Annotated in this window: 16 protein-coding genes; 11 read left to right on the top strand and 5 right to left on the bottom strand. The window is 64.1% G+C overall.

Annotated features, from left to right (window positions below):
- The first annotated feature begins 203 nt into the window (after window positions 1–203).
- Genes ABIB49_RS08195 through ABIB49_RS08185 form a run of 3 tightly spaced genes read left to right on the top strand, consistent with a single transcriptional unit; the run spans window position 204 to window position 4,508 of the window.
- On the top strand, window positions 204–2,549 hold the full coding sequence (locus tag ABIB49_RS08195; protein WP_226776401.1) for a glycosyltransferase family 2 protein: 2,346 nt from the start codon (window positions 204–206) through the stop codon (window positions 2,547–2,549).
- Complete coding sequence (locus ABIB49_RS08190) at window positions 2,546–2,995, top strand: DUF7793 family protein (RefSeq protein ID WP_226776402.1); 450 nt, start codon at window positions 2,546–2,548, stop codon at window positions 2,993–2,995. The genes ABIB49_RS08195 and ABIB49_RS08190 overlap by 4 nt, the downstream gene beginning before the upstream one ends.
- The gene (locus ABIB49_RS08185) at window positions 2,985–4,508 is read left to right on the top strand and encodes a putative bifunctional diguanylate cyclase/phosphodiesterase (protein WP_226776403.1); all 1,524 of its coding nucleotides are present in this window, start codon (window positions 2,985–2,987) and stop codon (window positions 4,506–4,508) included. The genes ABIB49_RS08190 and ABIB49_RS08185 overlap by 11 nt, the downstream gene beginning before the upstream one ends.
- A gap of 101 nt (window positions 4,509–4,609) precedes the next feature.
- Here the strand turns inward: ABIB49_RS08185 and ABIB49_RS08180 are convergent, their stop codons facing one another.
- Window positions 4,610–4,921: a hypothetical protein gene (locus ABIB49_RS08180; RefSeq protein ID WP_226776404.1), complete on the bottom strand. Its 312-nt coding sequence runs from the start codon at window positions 4,919–4,921 to the stop codon at window positions 4,610–4,612.
- Window positions 4,922–5,130: 209 nt separating this feature from the next.
- On the opposite strand from ABIB49_RS08180, the gene ABIB49_RS08175 reads away from it, so the two are divergent.
- On the top strand, window positions 5,131–6,153 hold the full coding sequence (locus ABIB49_RS08175) for a hypothetical protein (protein ID WP_282360089.1): 1,023 nt from the start codon (window positions 5,131–5,133) through the stop codon (window positions 6,151–6,153).
- 188 nt (window positions 6,154–6,341) lie between these two features.
- Here the strand turns inward: ABIB49_RS08175 and ABIB49_RS08170 are convergent, their stop codons facing one another.
- Window positions 6,342–6,995: a hypothetical protein gene (locus ABIB49_RS08170; protein ID WP_354156921.1), complete on the bottom strand. Its 654-nt coding sequence runs from the start codon at window positions 6,993–6,995 to the stop codon at window positions 6,342–6,344.
- A 115-nt stretch (window positions 6,996–7,110) separates the two neighbouring features.
- On the opposite strand from ABIB49_RS08170, the gene ABIB49_RS08165 reads away from it, so the two are divergent.
- From ABIB49_RS08165 to sucD, 5 genes are all read left to right on the top strand, one after another.
- Window positions 7,111–7,968 carry an inositol monophosphatase family protein gene (locus ABIB49_RS08165; protein WP_282360091.1) on the top strand — a complete coding sequence of 286 codons (858 nt, stop codon included), beginning with the start codon at window positions 7,111–7,113 and terminating at the stop codon, window positions 7,966–7,968.
- 296 nt (window positions 7,969–8,264) lie between these two features.
- Complete coding sequence (pcrA, locus tag ABIB49_RS08160) at window positions 8,265–10,787, top strand: DNA helicase PcrA (protein WP_502913782.1); 2,523 nt, start codon at window positions 8,265–8,267, stop codon at window positions 10,785–10,787.
- Window positions 10,788–10,792: 5 nt separating this feature from the next.
- A complete protein-coding gene (locus ABIB49_RS08155) occupies window positions 10,793–11,500 on the top strand; it encodes a hypothetical protein (RefSeq protein WP_226776409.1) in 708 nt (235 codons plus the stop codon).
- Window positions 11,501–11,723: 223 nt separating this feature from the next.
- Window positions 11,724–12,893 (top strand): ADP-forming succinate--CoA ligase subunit beta, encoded by a 1,170-nt coding sequence (sucC, locus tag ABIB49_RS08150; RefSeq protein WP_282360094.1) that lies wholly within the window; start codon window positions 11,724–11,726, stop codon window positions 12,891–12,893.
- Window positions 12,894–12,905: 12 nt separating this feature from the next.
- Window positions 12,906–13,808 (top strand): succinate--CoA ligase subunit alpha, encoded by a 903-nt coding sequence (sucD, locus tag ABIB49_RS08145; protein WP_226776411.1) that lies wholly within the window; start codon window positions 12,906–12,908, stop codon window positions 13,806–13,808.
- A 107-nt stretch (window positions 13,809–13,915) separates the two neighbouring features.
- On the opposite strand, the gene ABIB49_RS08140 is transcribed toward sucD, so the two are convergent.
- Both ABIB49_RS08140 and ABIB49_RS08135 read right to left on the bottom strand, forming a co-directional pair.
- Window positions 13,916–14,398: an SRPBCC family protein gene (locus ABIB49_RS08140; protein ID WP_354156919.1), complete on the bottom strand. Its 483-nt coding sequence runs from the start codon at window positions 14,396–14,398 to the stop codon at window positions 13,916–13,918.
- On the bottom strand, window positions 14,395–14,736 hold the full coding sequence (locus ABIB49_RS08135; protein ID WP_354156946.1) for an ArsR/SmtB family transcription factor: 342 nt from the start codon (window positions 14,734–14,736) through the stop codon (window positions 14,395–14,397). Before ABIB49_RS08135 ends, ABIB49_RS08140 begins: the two co-directional genes overlap by 4 nt.
- Before the next feature lie 227 nt (window positions 14,737–14,963).
- Here ABIB49_RS08135 and ABIB49_RS08130 point away from each other — a divergent pair, with 227 nt between their 5' ends.
- Window positions 14,964–16,358: a sugar porter family MFS transporter gene (locus tag ABIB49_RS08130; RefSeq protein WP_354156918.1), complete on the top strand. Its 1,395-nt coding sequence runs from the start codon at window positions 14,964–14,966 to the stop codon at window positions 16,356–16,358.
- Window positions 16,359–16,450: 92 nt separating this feature from the next.
- Here ABIB49_RS08130 and ABIB49_RS08125 read toward each other — a convergent pair whose 3' ends face one another.
- The gene (locus ABIB49_RS08125) at window positions 16,451–16,900 is read right to left on the bottom strand and encodes a MarR family winged helix-turn-helix transcriptional regulator (protein ID WP_226776462.1); all 450 of its coding nucleotides are present in this window, start codon (window positions 16,898–16,900) and stop codon (window positions 16,451–16,453) included.
- A 172-nt stretch (window positions 16,901–17,072) separates the two neighbouring features.
- Here ABIB49_RS08125 and ABIB49_RS08120 point away from each other — a divergent pair, with 172 nt between their 5' ends.
- Window positions 17,073–18,305 (top strand): MFS transporter, encoded by a 1,233-nt coding sequence (locus tag ABIB49_RS08120; RefSeq protein WP_282360096.1) that lies wholly within the window; start codon window positions 17,073–17,075, stop codon window positions 18,303–18,305.
- The last annotated feature ends 144 nt before the right edge of the window (window positions 18,306–18,449 follow it).

Genomic DNA, 18,449 nt, shown 5'->3' with positions numbered 1-18,449 from the left:
CAGGGTCCCCCAATTCTTTTGTTTTGAGCTGCCGGGCACACGCCGGCCATCGGGATCAATTCGTGATATTCCGGGGTGTCTGATGTCTGGTGACAGTCTGTCCTTGCATTATCATAAGGGCACTCACTGGAACATTCCGGTGCACCGGGAGCTATTCGACGTAAGCGAACGCCGAATCGCCTATTTTCAGTCTATGGGGACCAATGTCTGATCAACTAGTGTTGCCGCGCCTTGACGTGGAAAACGTCGTCGGCGAGCAAAAAGGTGCCGTGCGTCGCCGCCAATGGGGTGCCGAAAAGCGTTCCGAGCCGCTTTCGATTGTTCACCCGCGGCCATCGCGCCGGAAGATAATCCTCGGGCGTTTGGGCATTCTCACCACAGTGCTTGCCTGGGTCACCTACGTCATTTCAACCATCCTGCGGGAACTGGCCGACAACCCGAATGCCGGGTTCAGGTTTCAAATTGAGACCGTCTCGTATCTGGTGGTCGTAACATTCCTGACATTTTCGGCACTAATGTACCTGATGGCCCGTCAGGGTGCCCTCTATCGATTCCGGGACCACACAAGAGTGCCGCGCGGAGAACTGGACCGCCATTTTTCGGACTACTCCGACGGCATTACGGTTCTGGTACCCTCGTACGCCGAGGAACCCCAGGTGGTGCGCGCAACGCTGTGGTCCGCCGCGTTACAGGAATTTCCGGCCCTTAAGGTTGTCCTTCTGGTCGACGATCCGCCCAACCCCCAGGACCCGGCAGACCTGGCCAAGCTCGACAAGACCCGTGCCCTCAGCGCAGAAATTTCCGCAGCCATGAGCGTCCCGGCGGGACGGTTCAACGCCGCCCTGGCGGACGTCCGACGCCGGGCCGCGGCGGATCGTGCCGACGACTCCGCTGAGCTGGCTTTGCTCATAGCTGAGTACGAGGCTGCCGCTGACTGGCTGGAAACAATGGCAGCGAACGAGCAGGTCGAGGATCACGTTGATGAGTTCTTCGTCGACCTTGTCCTGATGGGGCTGGCCCGTGAGTTGCGGCTCGTGCTGTTGGGCCTGAACGCGGCCATGGCGCAGCAGACGGCGCCGACCTGGTCGCGTCGTGAAGAGCTGTACCTGCGCCTGACGTGGATCTTCAACGTTTCCACCGAAACGTTCGAACGCAAGAAGTACGCGAGCCTCTCACACGAGGCGAACAAGGCCATGAACCTGAACGCCTATATCTCGCTGATGGGGCAGGCCTGGCGGGAGGAAGACACCGCCGACGGTGTAGTCCTGCGCAAGATCCAGGACGGCGCCGAACCTGACGGAACTGACCGGATCCTGGATTTCCCGAACACAACGTATCTCCTGACGCTCGACGCCGACTCGCTGCTGCTGCGTGACTACTGCCTGCGCCTGGTGTACTTCCTCGAATCAGCCGGTAACGAGCGTGTCGCCGTGACCCAGACCCCGTACTCTTCCTTTCGCGGCGCACCGACCCGGATCGAACGCGTCGCGGGGGCCACCACAGACCTGCAACACATCCTCCACCAGGGCATGACTTACTACGGTGCCACCTTCTGGGTGGGCGCCAACGCGGTAATCCGCAAGCGTGCCCTGGAGGACATTGTTGAGGTGGAAACCAACGGTGCCTTCGAAGTCAGAACCTATATCCAGGACCGCACGGTCATCGAAGACACCGAGTCCAGCATCGACCTGGGCCAGCACGGCTGGACCCTGGTGAACTACCCGGAGCGCCTCAGCTACAGCGCCACGCCACCTGACTTTGGTTCCTTGGTGGTCCAGCGCCGCCGCTGGGCCAACGGCGGACTCCTGATCCTTCCCAAGCTCTGGGCCCAGCTCCTCCAGAGCCGCTCGGACCGCCGCAAAATCCTGTTCCGGGAAGTGCTCCTGCGCGTGAATTACATGGCGTCGATCGCCTGGGCGAGCTTCGGGTTGCTTTTCCTGCTGGCCTATCCTTACGACAGCCGGCTGCTGAGCCCCATCGTCTTCCTTGCGGCCCTGCCCTACTTCCTGGCTATGGGCAGCGATCTGCGGGACTGCGGGCACCGCTTCAGTGACATCCTTCGGATCTACGGCTTCAACCTGGTGCTGCTTCCGGTGAACCTCGCCGGTGTGCTCAAATCGCTGCAGCAGGCAGTTACCGGGGACAAGATTCCGTTCGCCCGTACGCCCAAGGTCAAGGACCGCACGGCAGCTCCGGCCATCTATGTACTGACGCCCTACGCGATCGTCGCCTTCTCCCTGCTGACCGTCTGGCGTGATGCCCAACTGGGAAACTGGGGCAACGTGGCTTTCGCCTCGCTGAACGCCGTCTTGGCCGCCGGCGCAATCCGGGCCTACATCGGAGTGTTCAACTCCGTGGTGGACGTATTCCTCGGTATGGTCAACTGGCTGTATGTCAGTCCGCGGCCGAAGAATACGGGGGAGAGTCTTGTGGTTGAGAAGTCAGCCGAGGAAGTCGACTGGGAGTCCATTCTCTACCATGGCGACCGCCGGCTGAACAGGGACCTTCGCGGGTCCACGGACCGCCGGCGTCGAATTGCTGTCCGTTGAGCCTGGACGCCCTGGCCGGGCCTGAGGAGCGGGTTCCCCCTGAGCCCGCTGTCCTCGAGCTTCCGGAGTTGGCCGCGCCCGCGGGTGCCCCGATCGGCGTCCGCGTCATCGACGGCGGCATCCTCGAAATCGTGCTTCCCGCGAACGCGGAAATCGGCGGAGCCGAGGCGCGCGTCGCCGGATCCGCGGCCCGGCGACTGGCCAACGGCCGGCGCATGCCGGTGATGCTGGTCATCACGGGTGTGGTGGGAGTCAGTGTTGAGGCCCGGCACATCTACGCGAGCTCCATTGCTCCGTCCGCGTTCGCCGTCGTGGGGGTAAGCCCCGTGGACCGGGTCATTGCGCACTATCTCCTCCGATCCCCGGGCGAGACGATTCGGGCGGAGTTCTTTACGTCCGAAGCCGAAGCCGTCCAGTGGTTAGGGCAGTTCACCAGTGAAGCCTGATCGGCCGGACCCCCGGCTGCATACCCTCGTGGAGGGCATTGTGCGGATCGCCGGAGGGGACCTGAGTACCAGGATTCCGCACTCCGGCGCCAGGGATGACGTCGCCGCGGTCATCGCCGGAATTAACCTGATGGCTGATGACCTGCAGACCATCTACCAGGAACTCGAGGAACGCGTCGAAAGCCGGACGGCGATGCTTCGGGACGCCCAGGGCGAGCTGGAGCGGATGGCCCTGACCGATCCGCTGACCCAACTCGCGAACCGGACGGCGCTTAACTCGGTCCTGAGCCATGCGCTCGCTGAGACGACCCGTGGAGAACAACCGCCGGCGCTTCTGATTCTTGACCTTGATTCCTTCAAAGGCATTAACGACACGCTCGGTCACAGTGCCGGAGACGACGTTCTGCGGCTGATTGCACGCCGGTTGCAAAAAGCCGTTCGGGAAACGGACACTGTGGCGCGACTCGGCGGCGACGAGTTCGCGATTATGCTGCCCAAATCAACACTCGTTCGGGCCCGGCGGGTAGCCAACCGGATTCTCAAGGCGCTCAGTGAGAGCCTTGAAGTCGGGGATTTGCGGGTCACCTGCGGCACCAGCATCGGACTGCGGGTCGCCGAACCTGGCCAGTCAGTGGACGAGCTGGTCATGGAGGCGGACACCGCGATGTACGCGGCCAAGGCCCAGCCGCACAGCAGTATCAAGGTGTTTGAACCGGCGTTGCTCTACGCCCGGCGGCTGCAAAGCGTCATGATCACAGAAATGCGCGAGGCCATCCTCAAGGATCAGCTCACTCTCCACTACCAGCCCGTGGTGGAGCTCGCTACCGGAAGGATCGAAGGCGTCGAAGCGCTGGTGCGGTGGAACCATCCGGAGCGAGGGCTCCTGATGCCGGATCAGTTCATTCCGCTGGCCGAAGAGACGGGCATGATTGTCGATCTGGGCCGTTGGGTACTTCGGCACGCCGTGCAGCAGTTGCGGGACTGGCAACAGAATCTGAACTTGGACAGCAGTTTCAACGTCAGGGTAAATATCTCCACCACGGAGCTCCAGAATCTGGAGCTTATTGAACATGTCCGCGACATTCTCCGCGAGACGGGTGTGGATGCCGCGAACCTCATCGTGGAACTGACCGAGTCCATGGCGGTCAACGGCGGGGACGTGGACAAATACTCACTGAGCGGGCTGCGCCGGCTCGGCGTGCAGCTTGAGATCGACGATTTCGGTACCGGCTACTCTTCCATCAGCTATCTGCGGAAGCTGCCCGTCAACGTCGTCAAGATCGATAAGAGCCTGATCGACGGGCTGGGGGAGGACGAGGAACAGGGGAGCTTTGTAGGTGCCGTGTTGCACCTCATCCATGCCTGCGGCCTCAAGGCTGTTGCCGAGGGAATCGAGACGGCGAAGCAAGCGGAGATCCTCACCGCGCTGGGTTGTGCCAGTGGTCAGGGCTACTTCTTTAGCCGCCCGGTGCCTGCGGCGCAACTCGAGCCGCTGATTGAGCTGCCCGAGTAGCTGCCGGTTGGCCGGTGCCGGGAGGCGTTAAGCCAGGAACGGTGGTACCGGAGACGATCCCGGTACCACCGCGCGATGTTGCATTGACCCGGACTGGGGTCCTAGACGCCTGACGTGCCGTTCGGCCACCAGCCGACCTGCGGGCTTGTGGTGTTCGGCCACCAGCCGACCTGCGGGCTTGTGGTGTTCGATTTCGCGGCGGCGGAGGGGGTGTTGCCGTTCGGCCACCAGCCGACCTGCGGGCTTGTGGTGTTCGGCCACCAACCCACCTGCGGGCTTGTGGTGTTCGATTTCGCGGCGACAGTGGAGTCTTGGGCGGAATTGCTGCCGGCTGCCGAAACCACGGTGCCGGCGGACAGCCCTGCTGCGATCACTGCGCCGGCGACAAGGAATGTTGCGAGCTGCTTCTTCATGGAAACTCCTGAGGTTCAAGGGGCTGATGGGACTCATGGTGCGTAATTTGATTGTAGGGGTTACGACACGCCAGCAGCGAACAATAAGAGAGCCGGCAATGAATCTTGTGCTAACGGCGCGCACTTGAGCGAAACCTTTGTCAATCCTTAGTTTCCTATACTTGCGCGTTTTGGTCACACGCACGCCCTCGCCGACGGATAATTGATTTATGCAACACAACCCTGTCTCCGCGGCATACGTCGCCGCCGAGCTTGAGGCGCGCGAGCGCTGGGACAATCACGTTTTCGGCGAAGCTGCATCCAGCGCCCACACCGCGGCTACGATTGCGCGCCGGGACGGGGACCCGGAATCGTGGTGGAACATGACGTTTCTCCAGGCGGAGAGCCTGCTTGCGGCGGGCCAGTTCGAAGATTGCACGACTGTGGCGCATTCGCTGATTCTCCAGCCGGAGCTGATCAGCCCGCAGGCCAAGGCGCAGGTTCATATTCTTAAAGCCAAGGCGGGTCAAGGCTCGGGCCTCTTGGAGAGCGCGGTGGTGGAGGCCAGATTGGCCGCCGACCTGATGCAGGATGAAGCCGACCTCGAAATGCGCGTCAAGGCCCTGCAAGCGCTCATTGGCGCGTTGGCTGACAGCGGGATGCTTGATGAAGCCTGGGCTGAATGCCTGAATTTGGCGGACGCAATTTCCGTCGAGGTAGACGATCAACTGGTTGGCAAGGCGTATTGGGTGATCGGCAACGTGGCCTTCCTCTGCAACAAAATCCAGGACGGACTTGATTTCCACGAACGAGCGGCTGCCACGTTCTCGCCGGCCAGGAATCTGGATGTCTGGGCGAAATTCAACAAGGCGTCGGCAGCGATGCGGCTTGCCGCCGACATCGCGGATGCGGACACCCTACGCTGCATTGAGCGTGCCGAGTTGGCCACCGACATTATTGGGGGCTCCGCCGAGGACCATATGCTACTCCGCCTCAACCGCGGCCATTGGAGTTACCTTGCCGGGGAGCCGGCGGCAGCCATCGGCGTCCTCGAGGGCGTTTGCGCGGAAGCGAACAGTACCCTCCCGCAGATCGTGGGCGAGGCCAGGCTGCTTCTGGGCCGGGCACATGCTGCGCTCGCGCAGCCCGGTAGGGCCAACGAGAACCTGCTGATGGCAGCCCATCAATTCGAAGCTGCGGGCGCCTCCCAGCGGGCCCAACTCGCTCGCGGATTCCTCTCAGCCGAGGAGTGAACCCGCCCTCGGGCCATCCAGCTGCCCGGGTGGACATGCCCTCCCGGTTCCAGCGCGAATGGACATAGTGCGATTGTGCCCAGCGATCCGGTGCAAGGCTGGACATGTCCCGCGGCCGAGTCGGCTAAGGCTGGACATGTCCCGCGGCCGAGTCGGCTAAGGCTGGACATGTCCCGTGGCCGAGTCGGCTAAGGCTGGACATGTCCCGCGGCTGGCGCGGGTGCGGAAACGCGTTTACGGACCAGGAACACGGCAGCTACTCCAGCCGCCAGGCTCAGTACCAACAGCACCCAGCCGGCGACGGTGAGGCTCGAGGCCAGTGCCACCTGGCCGGCGTCGAGCGTGTCTGCGGACATCATGGAGTCTATGGCCGAGTTGCCCCACAGCCGGACGGCGGCGAAAAGCACTGGCAGTGCCCACATTGCCCAGCGCAGCCCTCTCCGGGTCACGTTTGTACCAATGAGCAGCAGCCAGGTGAAGCCGAAGATCAGCGGAAAGAGTGTGCCGGCCGTCTTATGGACGTAGTTCAGCTGTCCGCGGGCGTCCTCGTCCATTGCGGCGCGCAATTGCTCCACGAACCCCTGGTCGAAGCCCCCAACCAGGGAGTCTGGCATGGCGAGGCCATTGCTGAGCTGGGTGAGCTGGTTCAGTGTCAGGAGATGGAGGTACCAGAAGAGGAAAAGGCTCGCTACAACACCGGCAATGAGGATCAGAGTGCTGTTGCTCTGCGCCTTCTGCGGAGTCCGGCTGGTGCTTGGGTTGATCACCGACGGCAGCTGGTGCTGGGGGACGACTGCGTTGGTGCCGTGTTTCTTTATTCGCTGTGCGGGTGTCTTGGCCATGGCTCCATTATCGCCCCGGAATGACTGCGCAAGCGGGCGCCGGGCAAAGTACGGTCCGCCGGCTCGGCTGGCACGCCGCCTGTTCAGTGCCAGTGGCCACCGATAGGCTGGGCGCGTGACCGAACTAGGAAAACACCGGCTCGGCCGGCACAGTACAGCTGAACTCAATCCCGAACTTGATGACTACCAGCTCGCCGAGGCTCTTGCGCGGGAGGCTGGAAACCTCGCGCTGCTGATGCGCCAGGCCGGGCTGGAAGGCCGGCAAAAGACCTCGGTTTCCGACGTCGTCACGGCCGCGGACCACGCGGCCGAAGCCTACGTGCTCGAACAGCTCCAGCGCTGCCGTCCCGACGACGGCATCCTCGGCGAAGAGGGCTCGGCCGTGGCGGGTACCAGCGGCAGGACATGGGTGATCGACCCGGTCGACGGAACCTACAACTTCCTGAACGGCTCCACCTACTGGTGTTCTGCAATCGCGCTTAAGGATTCCTCCGGGGTGCTGCTCGGCGGGATTTTCCAGCCGGAGGCGGACAAGCTGTGGCTCGGAGGACGAGAGCGGCCGGCAACGCTTAACGGTGAACCGCTGACTACCTTTTGGCCCGGTGGGGTCCCCGGCGCCAGCCGCTCCGACACCCCGCTCTCCGAGCTTGGCGCTGCTACCTACATTCACCCCACCTGGCTGGCCGACCCGCTGTGCGCCATGCCGTGGCACGCCGCCGCGACCTCAGCTGCCGCACTGCGGATGTTTGGCTCCGGTTCCTGCGACCTCAGCCGGGTAGCCGACGGCGAACTGGGCTGCTGGTTCCAGCACAGCTGTCCGGAGTGGGATTGGCTACCCGGCCAGGCAATTGTCCTTGCGGCCGGTGGCGCTGCCGACGTCGTCCGGGTCAACGGATTGGACTGGTTCATCGCCGGCGGTTCAACGGCCGTGCGCCAACTCCGATCCGCCCTCGAATCCGGCGCCGTGTCATAGCCTCGGTCTGGTAGCTGCCGGGCCGGGAGGACATGCTCATTGTTCGGCGCGTGGTGTGGACATGGGGGCACTATGTCCAATGCTGGCGGGCAGGGGAGGGCATGTCCGCCAGGGCGGTTTTCCTACGACTGTTGGACATGCTCATTGTTGGGCGCGTGGTGTGGACATGCTCATTGTTGGGCGCGTGGTGTGGACATGGTGGCGTTATGTCCAATGCTGGCGGGCAGGGGAGGGCATGTCCGCCAGGGCGGACGCCGGTGTCAGCGGCACCGCCTAGACTTGTTAACACCATGGATATGTTGTTTGACCCTTACGCCGACGGACCCTTCGCTACTGCCTCGACGACGGCGGCGGGCACCAAAGTGCCTGCCGGGACGGGCCTGGCCGGGCGGGATCCCGCGGAAAGTGCCAAGCTCAACGGTGAACATCACGTCAACTTCGCCGGAGACGGAAACGGAGACCACCGGCAGCTTCCCGGCCCGGCAGAGCTCCTTGAAGGACTTAACCCGCAGCAGGAAGAGGCCGTAAAACACGCCGGCAGCGCCCTGTTGATCGTCGCCGGCGCCGGCTCGGGTAAAACCCGAGTGCTCAGCAACCGCATCGCCTACCTGATCGCCACCCGCCGCGCCCATCACGGCGAGATCCTGGCCATCACGTTCACCAACAAAGCTGCCGCCGAAATGCGGGAGCGGGTTGAAGCCCTGGTTGGCGGCCGGGCCAAAACGATGTGGGTTTCCACCTTCCACTCCTCCTGCGTCCGGATCCTGCGCCGCGAAGCCAAAAACGTCGGATTGAACTCCAACTTCTCCATTTACGATTCCGCCGACTCGCTGCGGCTGGTCACACTTGTGGCCAAGAACCTGGACCTGGATCCCAAGCGTTTTGCCCCCAAAGCCATCCAGCACAAGATCTCGGCGCTCAAAAACGAACTCATCGACGCGGACAGTTACTCCTCCGGCGCCAATCACAATGACCCCTTCGAGCAGGCCGTCGCCGAAGTCTTTAAGGGCTACACCCAGCGGCTGCGCCAGGCCAACGCCATGGATTTCGATGACCTGATCGCAGAGACGGTCTATATGTTCCGCGCCTTCCCTGCGCTCGCCGAGTCCTACCGGCGCCGCTTCCGGCACGTCCTCGTAGACGAATACCAGGACACCAACCACGCCCAGTACGCCCTGGTGCGCGGAATCGTCGGCGAAGGCCCCGGCGCTGCCGAACTGACCGTCGTCGGCGACTCGGACCAGTCCATCTACGCCTTCCGCGGCGCCGACATCCGCAACATCGTGGAGTTCGAGAAGGACTACCCCGACGCCCGCACCATCAAGCTGGAGCAGAACTACCGCTCCACCCAGACCATCCTCAGCGCCGCCAACTCGGTCATCTCACGCAACCCCAATCGGCCGGAGAAGCGGCTCTGGACGGCAGAGGGCGACGGCGAGAAGATCGTCGGCTATGTCGGCGAGAACGAACACGACGAAGCCCAGTTCATCGCCAAGGAAATCGACCGGCTGCAGGATGAAGGCGATCTGCGCCCCGGCGACGTCGCGATCTTCTACCGCACCAACGCCCAGTCCCGCTCGATCGAAGACGTCCTGGTCCGCGTCGGACTTCCCTACAAGGTGGTCGGCGGCACCCGGTTCTACGAGCGCAAGGAAATCAAGGACGCTCTGGCCTACCTGCGGGTGCTGGTCAACCCGGATGACGACGTCAACCTGCGCCGGATCCTCAACGAGCCAAAACGCGGCATCGGCGACCGGGCCGAGGGTGCCGTGGCATCCCTCGCCCAGCGCGACCGAATCTCCTTTATGGCGGCCGCCCGCCGCGCCGACGAGGCCCCCGGCATGGCCACCCGCTCCGTCAACGCCGTGCAGGGCTTCGTAAAGCTCCTCGATGACCTCGCCGAGGTAGCGTCCGGCTCCGGTGCTGCCGCGGCACTTGAAGCCGTCCTGGAACAGACCGGCTACCTCGCCGGCCTGCGCTCCAGCAGCGACCCTCAGGACGAGTCGCGGGTGGAAAACCTCGCCGAACTCGTCGCCGTCGTGCGTGAATACGAACGCGACAACCCTGAGGGTTCGCTTGGTGCCTTCCTGGAAGGGGTCTCCCTCGTCGCTGACGCCGACCAGATTCCGGACGCGCCGGAGGGCAGCGCCGATCAGATGGCCGCCGCCGTCGCGGAAGCCAAACGGCTCGGAGTTGTCACCCTGATGACCCTGCACACCGCCAAGGGCCTGGAGTTCCCGGTGGTGTTCCTGACCGGCATGGAACACGGGCTGTTCCCGCACCAGCGCTCTGCCACCGACCCCAAGGAACTGGCCGAAGAACGCCGGCTGGCCTACGTTGGCCTGACCCGGGCGCGCAAACGCCTGTACCTGACCCGGTCCGAGGTCCGCAGCATGTGGGGCCAGAGCCAGTACAACCCCGCCAGCCAGTTCATCGAAGAAATCCCGGCCGACTTGGTGGAGTGGAAGCGTGAAGGCTCTACCCGCCAATCCGGCGGCTGGGGCAGCGGCGCAACCGTCGGCTCAAGCCGCTACGGTGGCTCATTCTGGGGTGCCGGCACCGCACGCGGGGCCGACGCAAGTACCTCAGCGGGTTTCAACGCGGACGTTCCGGCGGCCATTGTCAAAAACCGGGTGCAGCCGCAGAAGGAAATCGTCGCTGTGGGTGTGGGCGACAAGGTCAACCACACGAGCTTCGGCAACGGCACCGTGCTGGCCGTCGAAGGCTCGGGGGACAAGACCGTCGCGAAGGTGAAGTTCAGCATCGGTGAAAAACGGCTCCTGCTCCGTTACGCCCCGCTGACGAAGAGCGACGCCTAGGCATTATGGAGTTCATACGACGGACACTGTTGGGGATCACGGCCGGCCTTACCCTCGTGGCAGCCACGGCGTGTACCGTCACGCAGAAGGACCCGGACTACGTCCCGCCCGCGCCGCTGGCAGTTCTGGAGCAGCTCAAACAGGCCCCGCTCGCCGATGCGTCGAAGTACGCCGTCGGCCAGGACCTCCTCAGCTTCGTCTCGGCAGACCGAAACGTGGTCTGCTCCCTGACCTCGGCCAGGGGCGAGCACGTGAACCTGCCGTATGAGCAGAACGGCTACGCGGACAGCGCCAACAACAAGCTGGCCACCGTCCCGGTGGCGCACTGTGAGCTGGCTTCCTACCCCGCTCCGGAGGCCACGGACATTTCGGATACCTGCGGCGGAACCGGGCTCGGCTTCCTCGGCGGCGTCGCGTTGCTCACCCCGGGGCGCGCGGTCTACGGCGAATGCCGATCCGGTGTCACCGAGCAGGAAGCGGAGTTCGGCCCCCGCGGAACCCACACCGGTCCCATCTCCGAGCTTCCCGTCCTCGACGAGGGCAAGAACCTGGAGCGCAACGGGCTGCGATGCTCGGCCTACAACGGCGGTGTCGCCTGCGGAAACGTCTCAGCCGGCGTCGCCTTTTTTGTGTCGCGCGACCATTACGAACTGATCCACAACGCCGGCAAACAAGGCTCGCAGGGGCCCTTTGAAGCCCCAAAAACCCCGTAATCTAGGGGTTTTTCTACGCTCCATAGAATAGTGTCCTTACTCACATAAGGGGTACTCTGGGGCGGGCTGCTTCCCAGGAAGGGCTACAGTTCGAGAGGAGCATTGCGCCGTGTGGCTCGTTTCCAAGCTAGTCGCAGGGTGCGTTTATTCCGCAGCCCGGTAACCGCGATAACGTGGGGTCCGGCTGTACAGAAACTACTTCGACGTAGAAGGACACTAAACCGTGGACCTGTTTGAATACCAGGCGCGCGATATGTTCGAGGCGCACGGTGTACCCGTGCTTGCTGGCATCGTGGCGCATACCCCTGAAGAAGCAAAGGCAGCTGCCGAGAAAATCGGCGGCGTAACTGTCGTAAAGGCGCAGGTCAAGGCCGGAGGCCGCGGCAAGGCCGGCGGCGTTAAGGTCGCTAAGACCGCTGACGAGGCGTTTGAACACTCCACCAACATCCTCGGCATGGACATCAAGGGCCACACCGTTCACCGCGTGATGATCGCCCAAGGCGCTGACATCGCCGAGGAATACTACTTCTCTGTCCTGCTGGACCGGGCCAACCGCAACTACCTGGCCATGTGCTCGGTAGAAGGCGGCATGGAAATCGAGCAGCTCGCCGTTGAGCGCCCCGACGCCCTGGCCAAGATCTCGATCGACCCGGCCGTCGGCATCGACCAGGCCAAGGCCGACGAAATCGTCGCCGCTGCAGGTTTTGCCGAGGAACTGCGCGGCAAAGTCGCCGGCGTCATCCTCAAGCTCTGGGATGTCTTCAAAAAGGAAGACGCCACCCTTGTGGAGGTCAACCCGCTGGTGCTGACCGGAGCCGGCGACATCGTTGCCCTGGACGGCAAGGTCTCCCTCGACGAGAACGCCGGCTTCCGTCACCCCAAGCACGCGGCCCTTGAAGACAAGGACGCGGCTGATCCGCTCGAAGCCAAAGCCAAGGCGCAGGACCTCAACTACGTCAAGCTCGACGGCTCCGTGGGCATCATCGGCAACGGCGCAGGACTGGTTATGTCCACGCTCGACGTCGTTGCCTACGCCGGCGAGAACCACGGCAACGTCAAGCCGGCCAACTTCCTGGACATCGGCGGTGGAGCGTCCGCCGAGGTGATGGCAGCAGGCCTCGACGTTATCCTGGGGGACCCGCAGGTCAAGTCCGTTTTCGTCAACGTCTTCGGCGGCATCACCGCCTGTGACGCCGTCGCCAAGGGCATCGTCGGTGCCCTGGCCGAGCTGGGCCACTCCGCGAACAAGCCGCTGGTTGTCCGCCTCGACGGCAACAACGTCGAGGAAGGCCGCCGCATCCTGGCCGAGGCCGACCACCCGCTGGTTACCCTGGCAGCCACCATGGACGAGGGCGCCGATAAGGCCGCCGAGCTCGCCAACGCAGCGAAGTAAAGGGACTCGACTATGTCTATTTATCTGAATAAGGACTCCAAGGTCATCGTCCAGGGCATCACCGGCGGCGAAGGCACCAAGCACACCGCCCTGATGCTCAAGGCCGGCACCAATGTGGTCGGCGGTGTTAATGCCCGCAAGGCCGGCACCACTGTCGTCCACGGCGACACCGAGATCACCGTTTTTGGCACGGTCAAGGAAGCCATGGCCGAGACCGGCGCCGACGTTTCCATCGTCTTCGTGCCCCCGGCGTTCACCAAGGACGCCGTTGTTGAAGCCATCGAGGCCGGGATCGGCCTGGTCGTTGTTATCACCGAAGGCGTGCCGGTCCAGGACTCCGCCGAGTTCTGGGCACTGGCCCAGTCCAAGGTGGACGCCAACGGCAAGCAGGTCACCCGCATCATCGGACCGAACTGCCCCGGCATCATCACCCCGGGCGAGGCCCTCGTCGGCATCACCCCGGCCAACATCACTGGCAAGGGCCCCATCGGCCTCGTCTCCAAGTCGGGTACCCTGACGTACCAGATGATGTACGAACTGCGTGACCTGGGCTTCTCCACCGCCATCGGCATTGGCGGCGACCCGGTCATCGGCACCACCCACATCGATGCACTCGAAGCCTTCGAAGCCGACCCGGAGACCAAGGCGATCGTGATGATCGGCGAAATCGGCGGCGACGCCGAAGAGCGCGCCGCCGATTACATCAAGGCACACGTCACCAAGCCGGTTGTTGGCTACGTGGCCGGCTTCACCGCCCCGGAAGGCAAGACCATGGGCCACGCCGGCGCCATCGTCTCGGGCTCCGCGGGCACCGCCCAGGCCAAGCAGGAAGCCCTCGAGGCTGCGGGGGTCAAGGTCGGCAAGACGCCGTCCGAGACCGCCAAGCTCCTGCGCGAAGTCCTCGCGACCCTCTAGGGGCCAAGCACCACCAAGCACCACCACAACGCGGGGTCACCGACGGCCCGTCCCACTCGCTGGGACGGGGGCGGAGGTGGCCCCGCGTTGGTTGTTTGAGTTGTGCCTTATCCGAGGTCTCCGGCCAGAACCTCTTCGAGGCGTTCATAGCCTTCGGACATACCACCCTCCATCCCGGACTTCGCCATGCCGTCGCGCGCCTCCAGGCTGGGATAGACCGCGTGGCCGCTGAGCCGGGTGCGGCCGCCGCCAAGGTCTTCAAAGCTGAGGAATTCAATGCTCACCACGTCCGGGTAGCCGTCGAATTCGAAGGTTTGGATGGCGAAGTCGTTCTCCCGGACGGTGTGGAAGACGCCGCTGAAGCCGTACGCACTGCCGTCCGGCGCCGTGTGGGTGTAGCGGTAACTGCCGCCGGTCCTGAAGTCATAGTGGTCAATGCTCATGCTTACCCGCCGCGGCCCGAGCCACCGGGCGACGAGTTCGGGGTCCTGGTGCGCCCGGAAGACCTCGGAGACGGGAAAGTCGAAGTCGCGCCCAAAGTCGATGAAGGGCAGCCCGTCGGGGACTGTCAGAGTCAATGCGTTCCTCATGATGCGTCCTTTGCCTGTGTGCCGCTCGGTGCGGCGCGGGTTTTAAGCACGGCGTCAAGACCGCGAAACTGCCCCTCGCGGACCAGCCGGTACTGGTCGATCCATGCGGTGAGCACCTCCAGCCGTGCGGGGTTCAGATGCACGGGCCGGCGCTGGGCGTCACGGCTGCGCGTGACCAGCTGGGCCTGTTCGAGCACCTGGATGTGTTTGGAAACCGCTTGCTTGGTGATCGCAAAGGGTTCCGCCAATTCGTTCACGGTGGCCGGGCCGCGGCTGAGCCGGGCGATGATGCTGCGTCGGACGGGGTCGGCCAGCGCCAGGAAGGCTCCGTCAAGCATGCCGTCGTCGTCGTTATCCACGTGATGCACCACCTTCCGTCGATAATTTGTGTTTTGAACGCGCTTCGGCCTGGAGTCACTGGTAATCAACTATTTCGTTGATCAATCTATAGGTTGCTAACGCTACGCCTGGCGGACGGCTGCCGCAAGGGCCCGCCGCCGAGATTGAACAGCAGTGCCATCGCGTAAAATGGTTGGAATTTGGGCGTCTGCGGGAAGGTGCGCGAATGACGGCAACAACACGGCCACACCAGGTCAAACACCGGCGGGCACTCCGTACCGCCACCGTCATTTCCACCCTTGGCGGATTGCTCTTCGGCTATGACACGGGCGTCATCAACGGTGCCCTGCCTTATATGCAGGAGGACCTGGGCCTCACTCCGCTCACCGAGGGGCTGGTGACTTCCTCGCTGCTCGTTGGGGCCGCCTTCGGCGCCCTCTTTGGCGGGCGCCTGGCGGACCGCAACGGACGTCGCAAGATGATCATGGCGCTGGCCGTCATCTTCCTGATCGGCACCCTGGCCTGTACCTTCGCCCCGAACACCGAGGTGATGATCCTGGCCCGGTTTGTTCTCGGGCTTGCCGTCGGCGGCGCCTCCGTCACCGTGCCGGTGTACCTCGCCGAAGTCTCACCGAGCAACCAGCGCGGGCGGGTCGTCACCCGGAATGAACTGATGATTGTCACCGGGCAGCTGCTGGCTTTCATCTTCAACGCCTACCTCGGCGTCAGCTTCGGCGAATCCGGCGGGATCTGGCGCTGGATGCTCGTGATCGCTACGCTGCCGGCGATCGGTCTTTGGATCGGCATGAGCTTTATGCCCGAAAGCCCCCGCTGGCTGGCCTCGATGGGCAGCTTTGGCGAAACGCTGAGTGTGCTGCAGCGGTTCCGCTCCCAGTCCGAGGCCAGGGCAGAGTTCGAGGAAGTCAAAGCCATGGCCGTGGAGGACTACAAGTCCACGGTGGTTTCCTGGAAGGATCTCGGTGTCCCGTGGCTTCGGCGCATCTTTGTGGTGGGCCTCGGGCTCGCTGTCATCCAGCAGATTACTGGCGTGAATTCGATTATGTATTACGGCACCCAGATCCTCGCCCAATCCGGCTTTGGCCGGGAGGCCGCTTTGACGGCGAACATTGCCAACGGAGTGATCTCCGTTGTGGCAACCTTCGTGGGGATCTGGCTGCTGGGCAAGGTGGGGCGGCGCAGGATGCTCATCACGGGCCAGCTCGGCACAACGGCGGCGCTGCTGCTGATCGGTTTCTGTTCGCTGGTCCTGCCCGAAGGCACCACCCGCGGCTTCGTGGTCCTCGCCCTGACCGTGACGTTCCTGGCCTTCCAGCAGGGCTCGATCTCGCCGGTCACCTGGCTGATGCTTTCCGAGATCTTCCCCCTGAAGATCCGGGGCCTGGGCATGGGCGCCTCGGTCTTTGTCCTGTGGAGCGTGAACTTCCTGGTGAGTTTTGGCTTCCCGCAACTCCTTGCCGCGATCGGGCTCGGGAACACCTTCTTCGTTTTTGCCGTGCTGGGCGTCGGCGCTATCGCCTTCGCCGCGAAGTACATTCCAGAGACCAAGGACAAGAGCCTGGAAGACCTTGAGCATCACTTCAAGCGGCTGGCCGCCAGGTAGCCAGCCGACGATTCGTGGCCGGCACCTTCGCCTGACCCCGCCCGGCAGGGCCGCGGGGTGTGAGCTTGGCCGCCTCCGGGGCCCGCGGGGCCCTAGGTGGCTGCATGCAGCGTTGGCAGCGCCTGAACCAGGGGGGCCAGCTCCGGCACTTGTTGGGCGTCGGCCAGGGCCCGCTCCAACGTCTCGTCATGGCTTGGCCGGGCTTCCTCGAGCAGCGTGATGCCACTTGGGGTGAGCTCGGTGTAGATTCCCCGGCGGTCATCCGCGCACAGGATCCGAGTCAGCAGGCCCCGATCCTCCAGCCGGTTGACCAGACGTGTGGTGGCGCTGGCGCTCAGCGCGCTGGCGCGGGCCAGTTGCTGCATTCTCATGTGCCAGCCGTCCTGCCGGCTGAGAGCTTCCAGCACGGTGTACTCGATAACGGAGAGGCCCGCCACCGACTGGAGGGACCGTTCCAGCTCCGCCTCAATCAGTCCGTGCAGGGCCGCCAGGGTCCGCCAGCCTTGTGCCCGGACCTCGACGGCGCCGTCCTTGATGCCCATCATTCTTCCCCTTTACATCTGCTGGCCTGGCCCCGAAAAGTCTCGGAGCGCGGGCGGCATACCATTTAGTTGCTTGCGCGCTATAAATGCTTGTGCAACAATAAATAGCGCGTCTGCAACTAATAGCTTACGCCCCGCATATTCTTTCCGTACAGTTTTGAAGGAGCACGCCATGCCAATTGGCCTGATTGCACTCGCCCTCGGCGGGTTCGGGATCGGACTCACCGAGTTCGTCATCATGGGACTGCTGCCGCAAGTGGCGGCGGACTTCCAGGTCAGCGAGGCCACCGCGGGCTGGCTGATCTCAGGCTACGCCCTCGCCGTCGTCGTTGGGGCGCTGGTCCTCACCGCCGCCGTGACGCGGTTCGAGCGCAAGCCGGTCCTGGCCGTTTTGATGGTGTTGTTCATTGCCGGCAATCTCGTCTCGGCGCTTGCACCCGACTACTGGACCATGATGATCGGCCGGATCATCGCCGCGCTGTCACACGGCGCGTTCTTCGGCATCGGCGCCGTGGTCGCCGCGAGCATGGTCGCGCCCAACAGGAAGGCCGGAGCCATCGCCATCATGTTCACCGGCCTGACCGCAGCCAACGTCCTCGGCGTGCCGTTCGGCACCATGCTGGGACAGGCCACCGGCTGGCGCTCCACCTTCTGGGCGATCACGGTCATCGGCATCATTTCCCTCGTAGGCATTCTGACGCTCGTCCCCGCGGCAGGGTCCGGGGACGCCGCCCCCGGCGGACTCCGCGGCGAACTCCGGGCCTTCCGCTCCGGCCAGGTCTGGCTCTCCATCTTCGTCACCATCCTCGGCTACGGCGGAATGTTCGGCGCCTTCACCTACATCGCCTTTACGCTCACCGAGGTCACCGGCTTCACCGCCACCACCGTCCCGTGGCTGCTTATCCTCTTCGGCGTCGGGCTCTTCATTGGCAACACCCTCGGCGGGAAGGCGGCCGACAAGAACGTGGACCGCACCCTGCTGGTGGCTCTCTCGGCACTGGTGCTGGTCCTTGTGGCCTTCGCCCTCACCTCCGCCAGCCAGCCGATGACCATCGTCTCCATGGTCCTGCTCGGCGGCTTCGGCTTCGCCACCGTTCCCGGGCTGCAGATGCGCGTGATGAAGTACGCGAGGACGGCTCCCACCCTGGCGTCCGGCGCCAACATCGGCGCCTTCAATGTTGGCAACGCACTCGGGGCCTGGCTCGGTGGCGTGACCATCACCGCCGGACTGGGCTACACGTCACCCATCTGGGCCGGCGCCGGAATCACACTGCTGGGCCTCGGTGTGATGGCATGTGCCGCGGCCGGGGCTAAGCGGAACAGCCGCGCGGGCCGGTCCGACGGCGGTCCGGCAGCCGGCGTCGGACGCCCGGGCGCCGCGGGCGTCGAGCTGCAGCGGGCCTAACGTGCCCGTCGGACGCGGAAGTTTAGGGGTCTCCGGCCGTCCCTGCGCCAACGCCTCGGGCGCAGCGGGTCCGCCAGCGCCGCTGCGGTCCCGTCCGCAGCGATGCTGGTTGGGCCTGGTTCATTCTTCAAGCGGACCTGCCGG

This window comes from Arthrobacter sp. UYCu512, assembly GCF_040547075.1.
Classification (GTDB): Bacteria; Actinomycetota; Actinomycetes; order Actinomycetales; family Micrococcaceae; genus Arthrobacter.
The sequence above is the reverse complement of the archived record's forward strand: the minus strand, read 5'-3'. Positions and strand labels throughout refer to the sequence as shown.

What these genes read in the sequence shown, in the direction of transcription:
- ABIB49_RS08195 (WP_226776401.1), top strand. Translation starts at nt 204, where the DNA reads ATGTCTGATCAACTAGTGTTGCCGCGCCTTGACGTGGAAAACGTCGTC.
- ABIB49_RS08180 (WP_226776404.1), bottom strand. Translation starts at nt 4,921, where the DNA reads ATGAAGAAGCAGCTCGCAACATTCCTTGTCGCCGGCGCAGTGATCGCA.
- ABIB49_RS08175 (WP_282360089.1), top strand. Translation starts at nt 5,131, where the DNA reads ATGCAACACAACCCTGTCTCCGCGGCATACGTCGCCGCCGAGCTTGAG.
- ABIB49_RS08170 (WP_354156921.1), bottom strand. Translation starts at nt 6,995, where the DNA reads ATGGCCAAGACACCCGCACAGCGAATAAAGAAACACGGCACCAACGCA.
- pcrA (WP_502913782.1), top strand. Translation starts at nt 8,265, where the DNA reads ATGTTGTTTGACCCTTACGCCGACGGACCCTTCGCTACTGCCTCGACG.
- ABIB49_RS08155 (WP_226776409.1), top strand. Translation starts at nt 10,793, where the DNA reads ATGGAGTTCATACGACGGACACTGTTGGGGATCACGGCCGGCCTTACC.
- sucD (WP_226776411.1), top strand. Translation starts at nt 12,906, where the DNA reads ATGTCTATTTATCTGAATAAGGACTCCAAGGTCATCGTCCAGGGCATC.
- ABIB49_RS08140 (WP_354156919.1), bottom strand. Translation starts at nt 14,398, where the DNA reads ATGAGGAACGCATTGACTCTGACAGTCCCCGACGGGCTGCCCTTCATC.
- ABIB49_RS08135 (WP_354156946.1), bottom strand. Translation starts at nt 14,736, where the DNA reads ATGCTTGACGGAGCCTTCCTGGCGCTGGCCGACCCCGTCCGACGCAGC.
- ABIB49_RS08130 (WP_354156918.1), top strand. Translation starts at nt 14,964, where the DNA reads ATGACGGCAACAACACGGCCACACCAGGTCAAACACCGGCGGGCACTC.
- ABIB49_RS08125 (WP_226776462.1), bottom strand. Translation starts at nt 16,900, where the DNA reads ATGGGCATCAAGGACGGCGCCGTCGAGGTCCGGGCACAAGGCTGGCGG.
- ABIB49_RS08120 (WP_282360096.1), top strand. Translation starts at nt 17,073, where the DNA reads ATGCCAATTGGCCTGATTGCACTCGCCCTCGGCGGGTTCGGGATCGGA.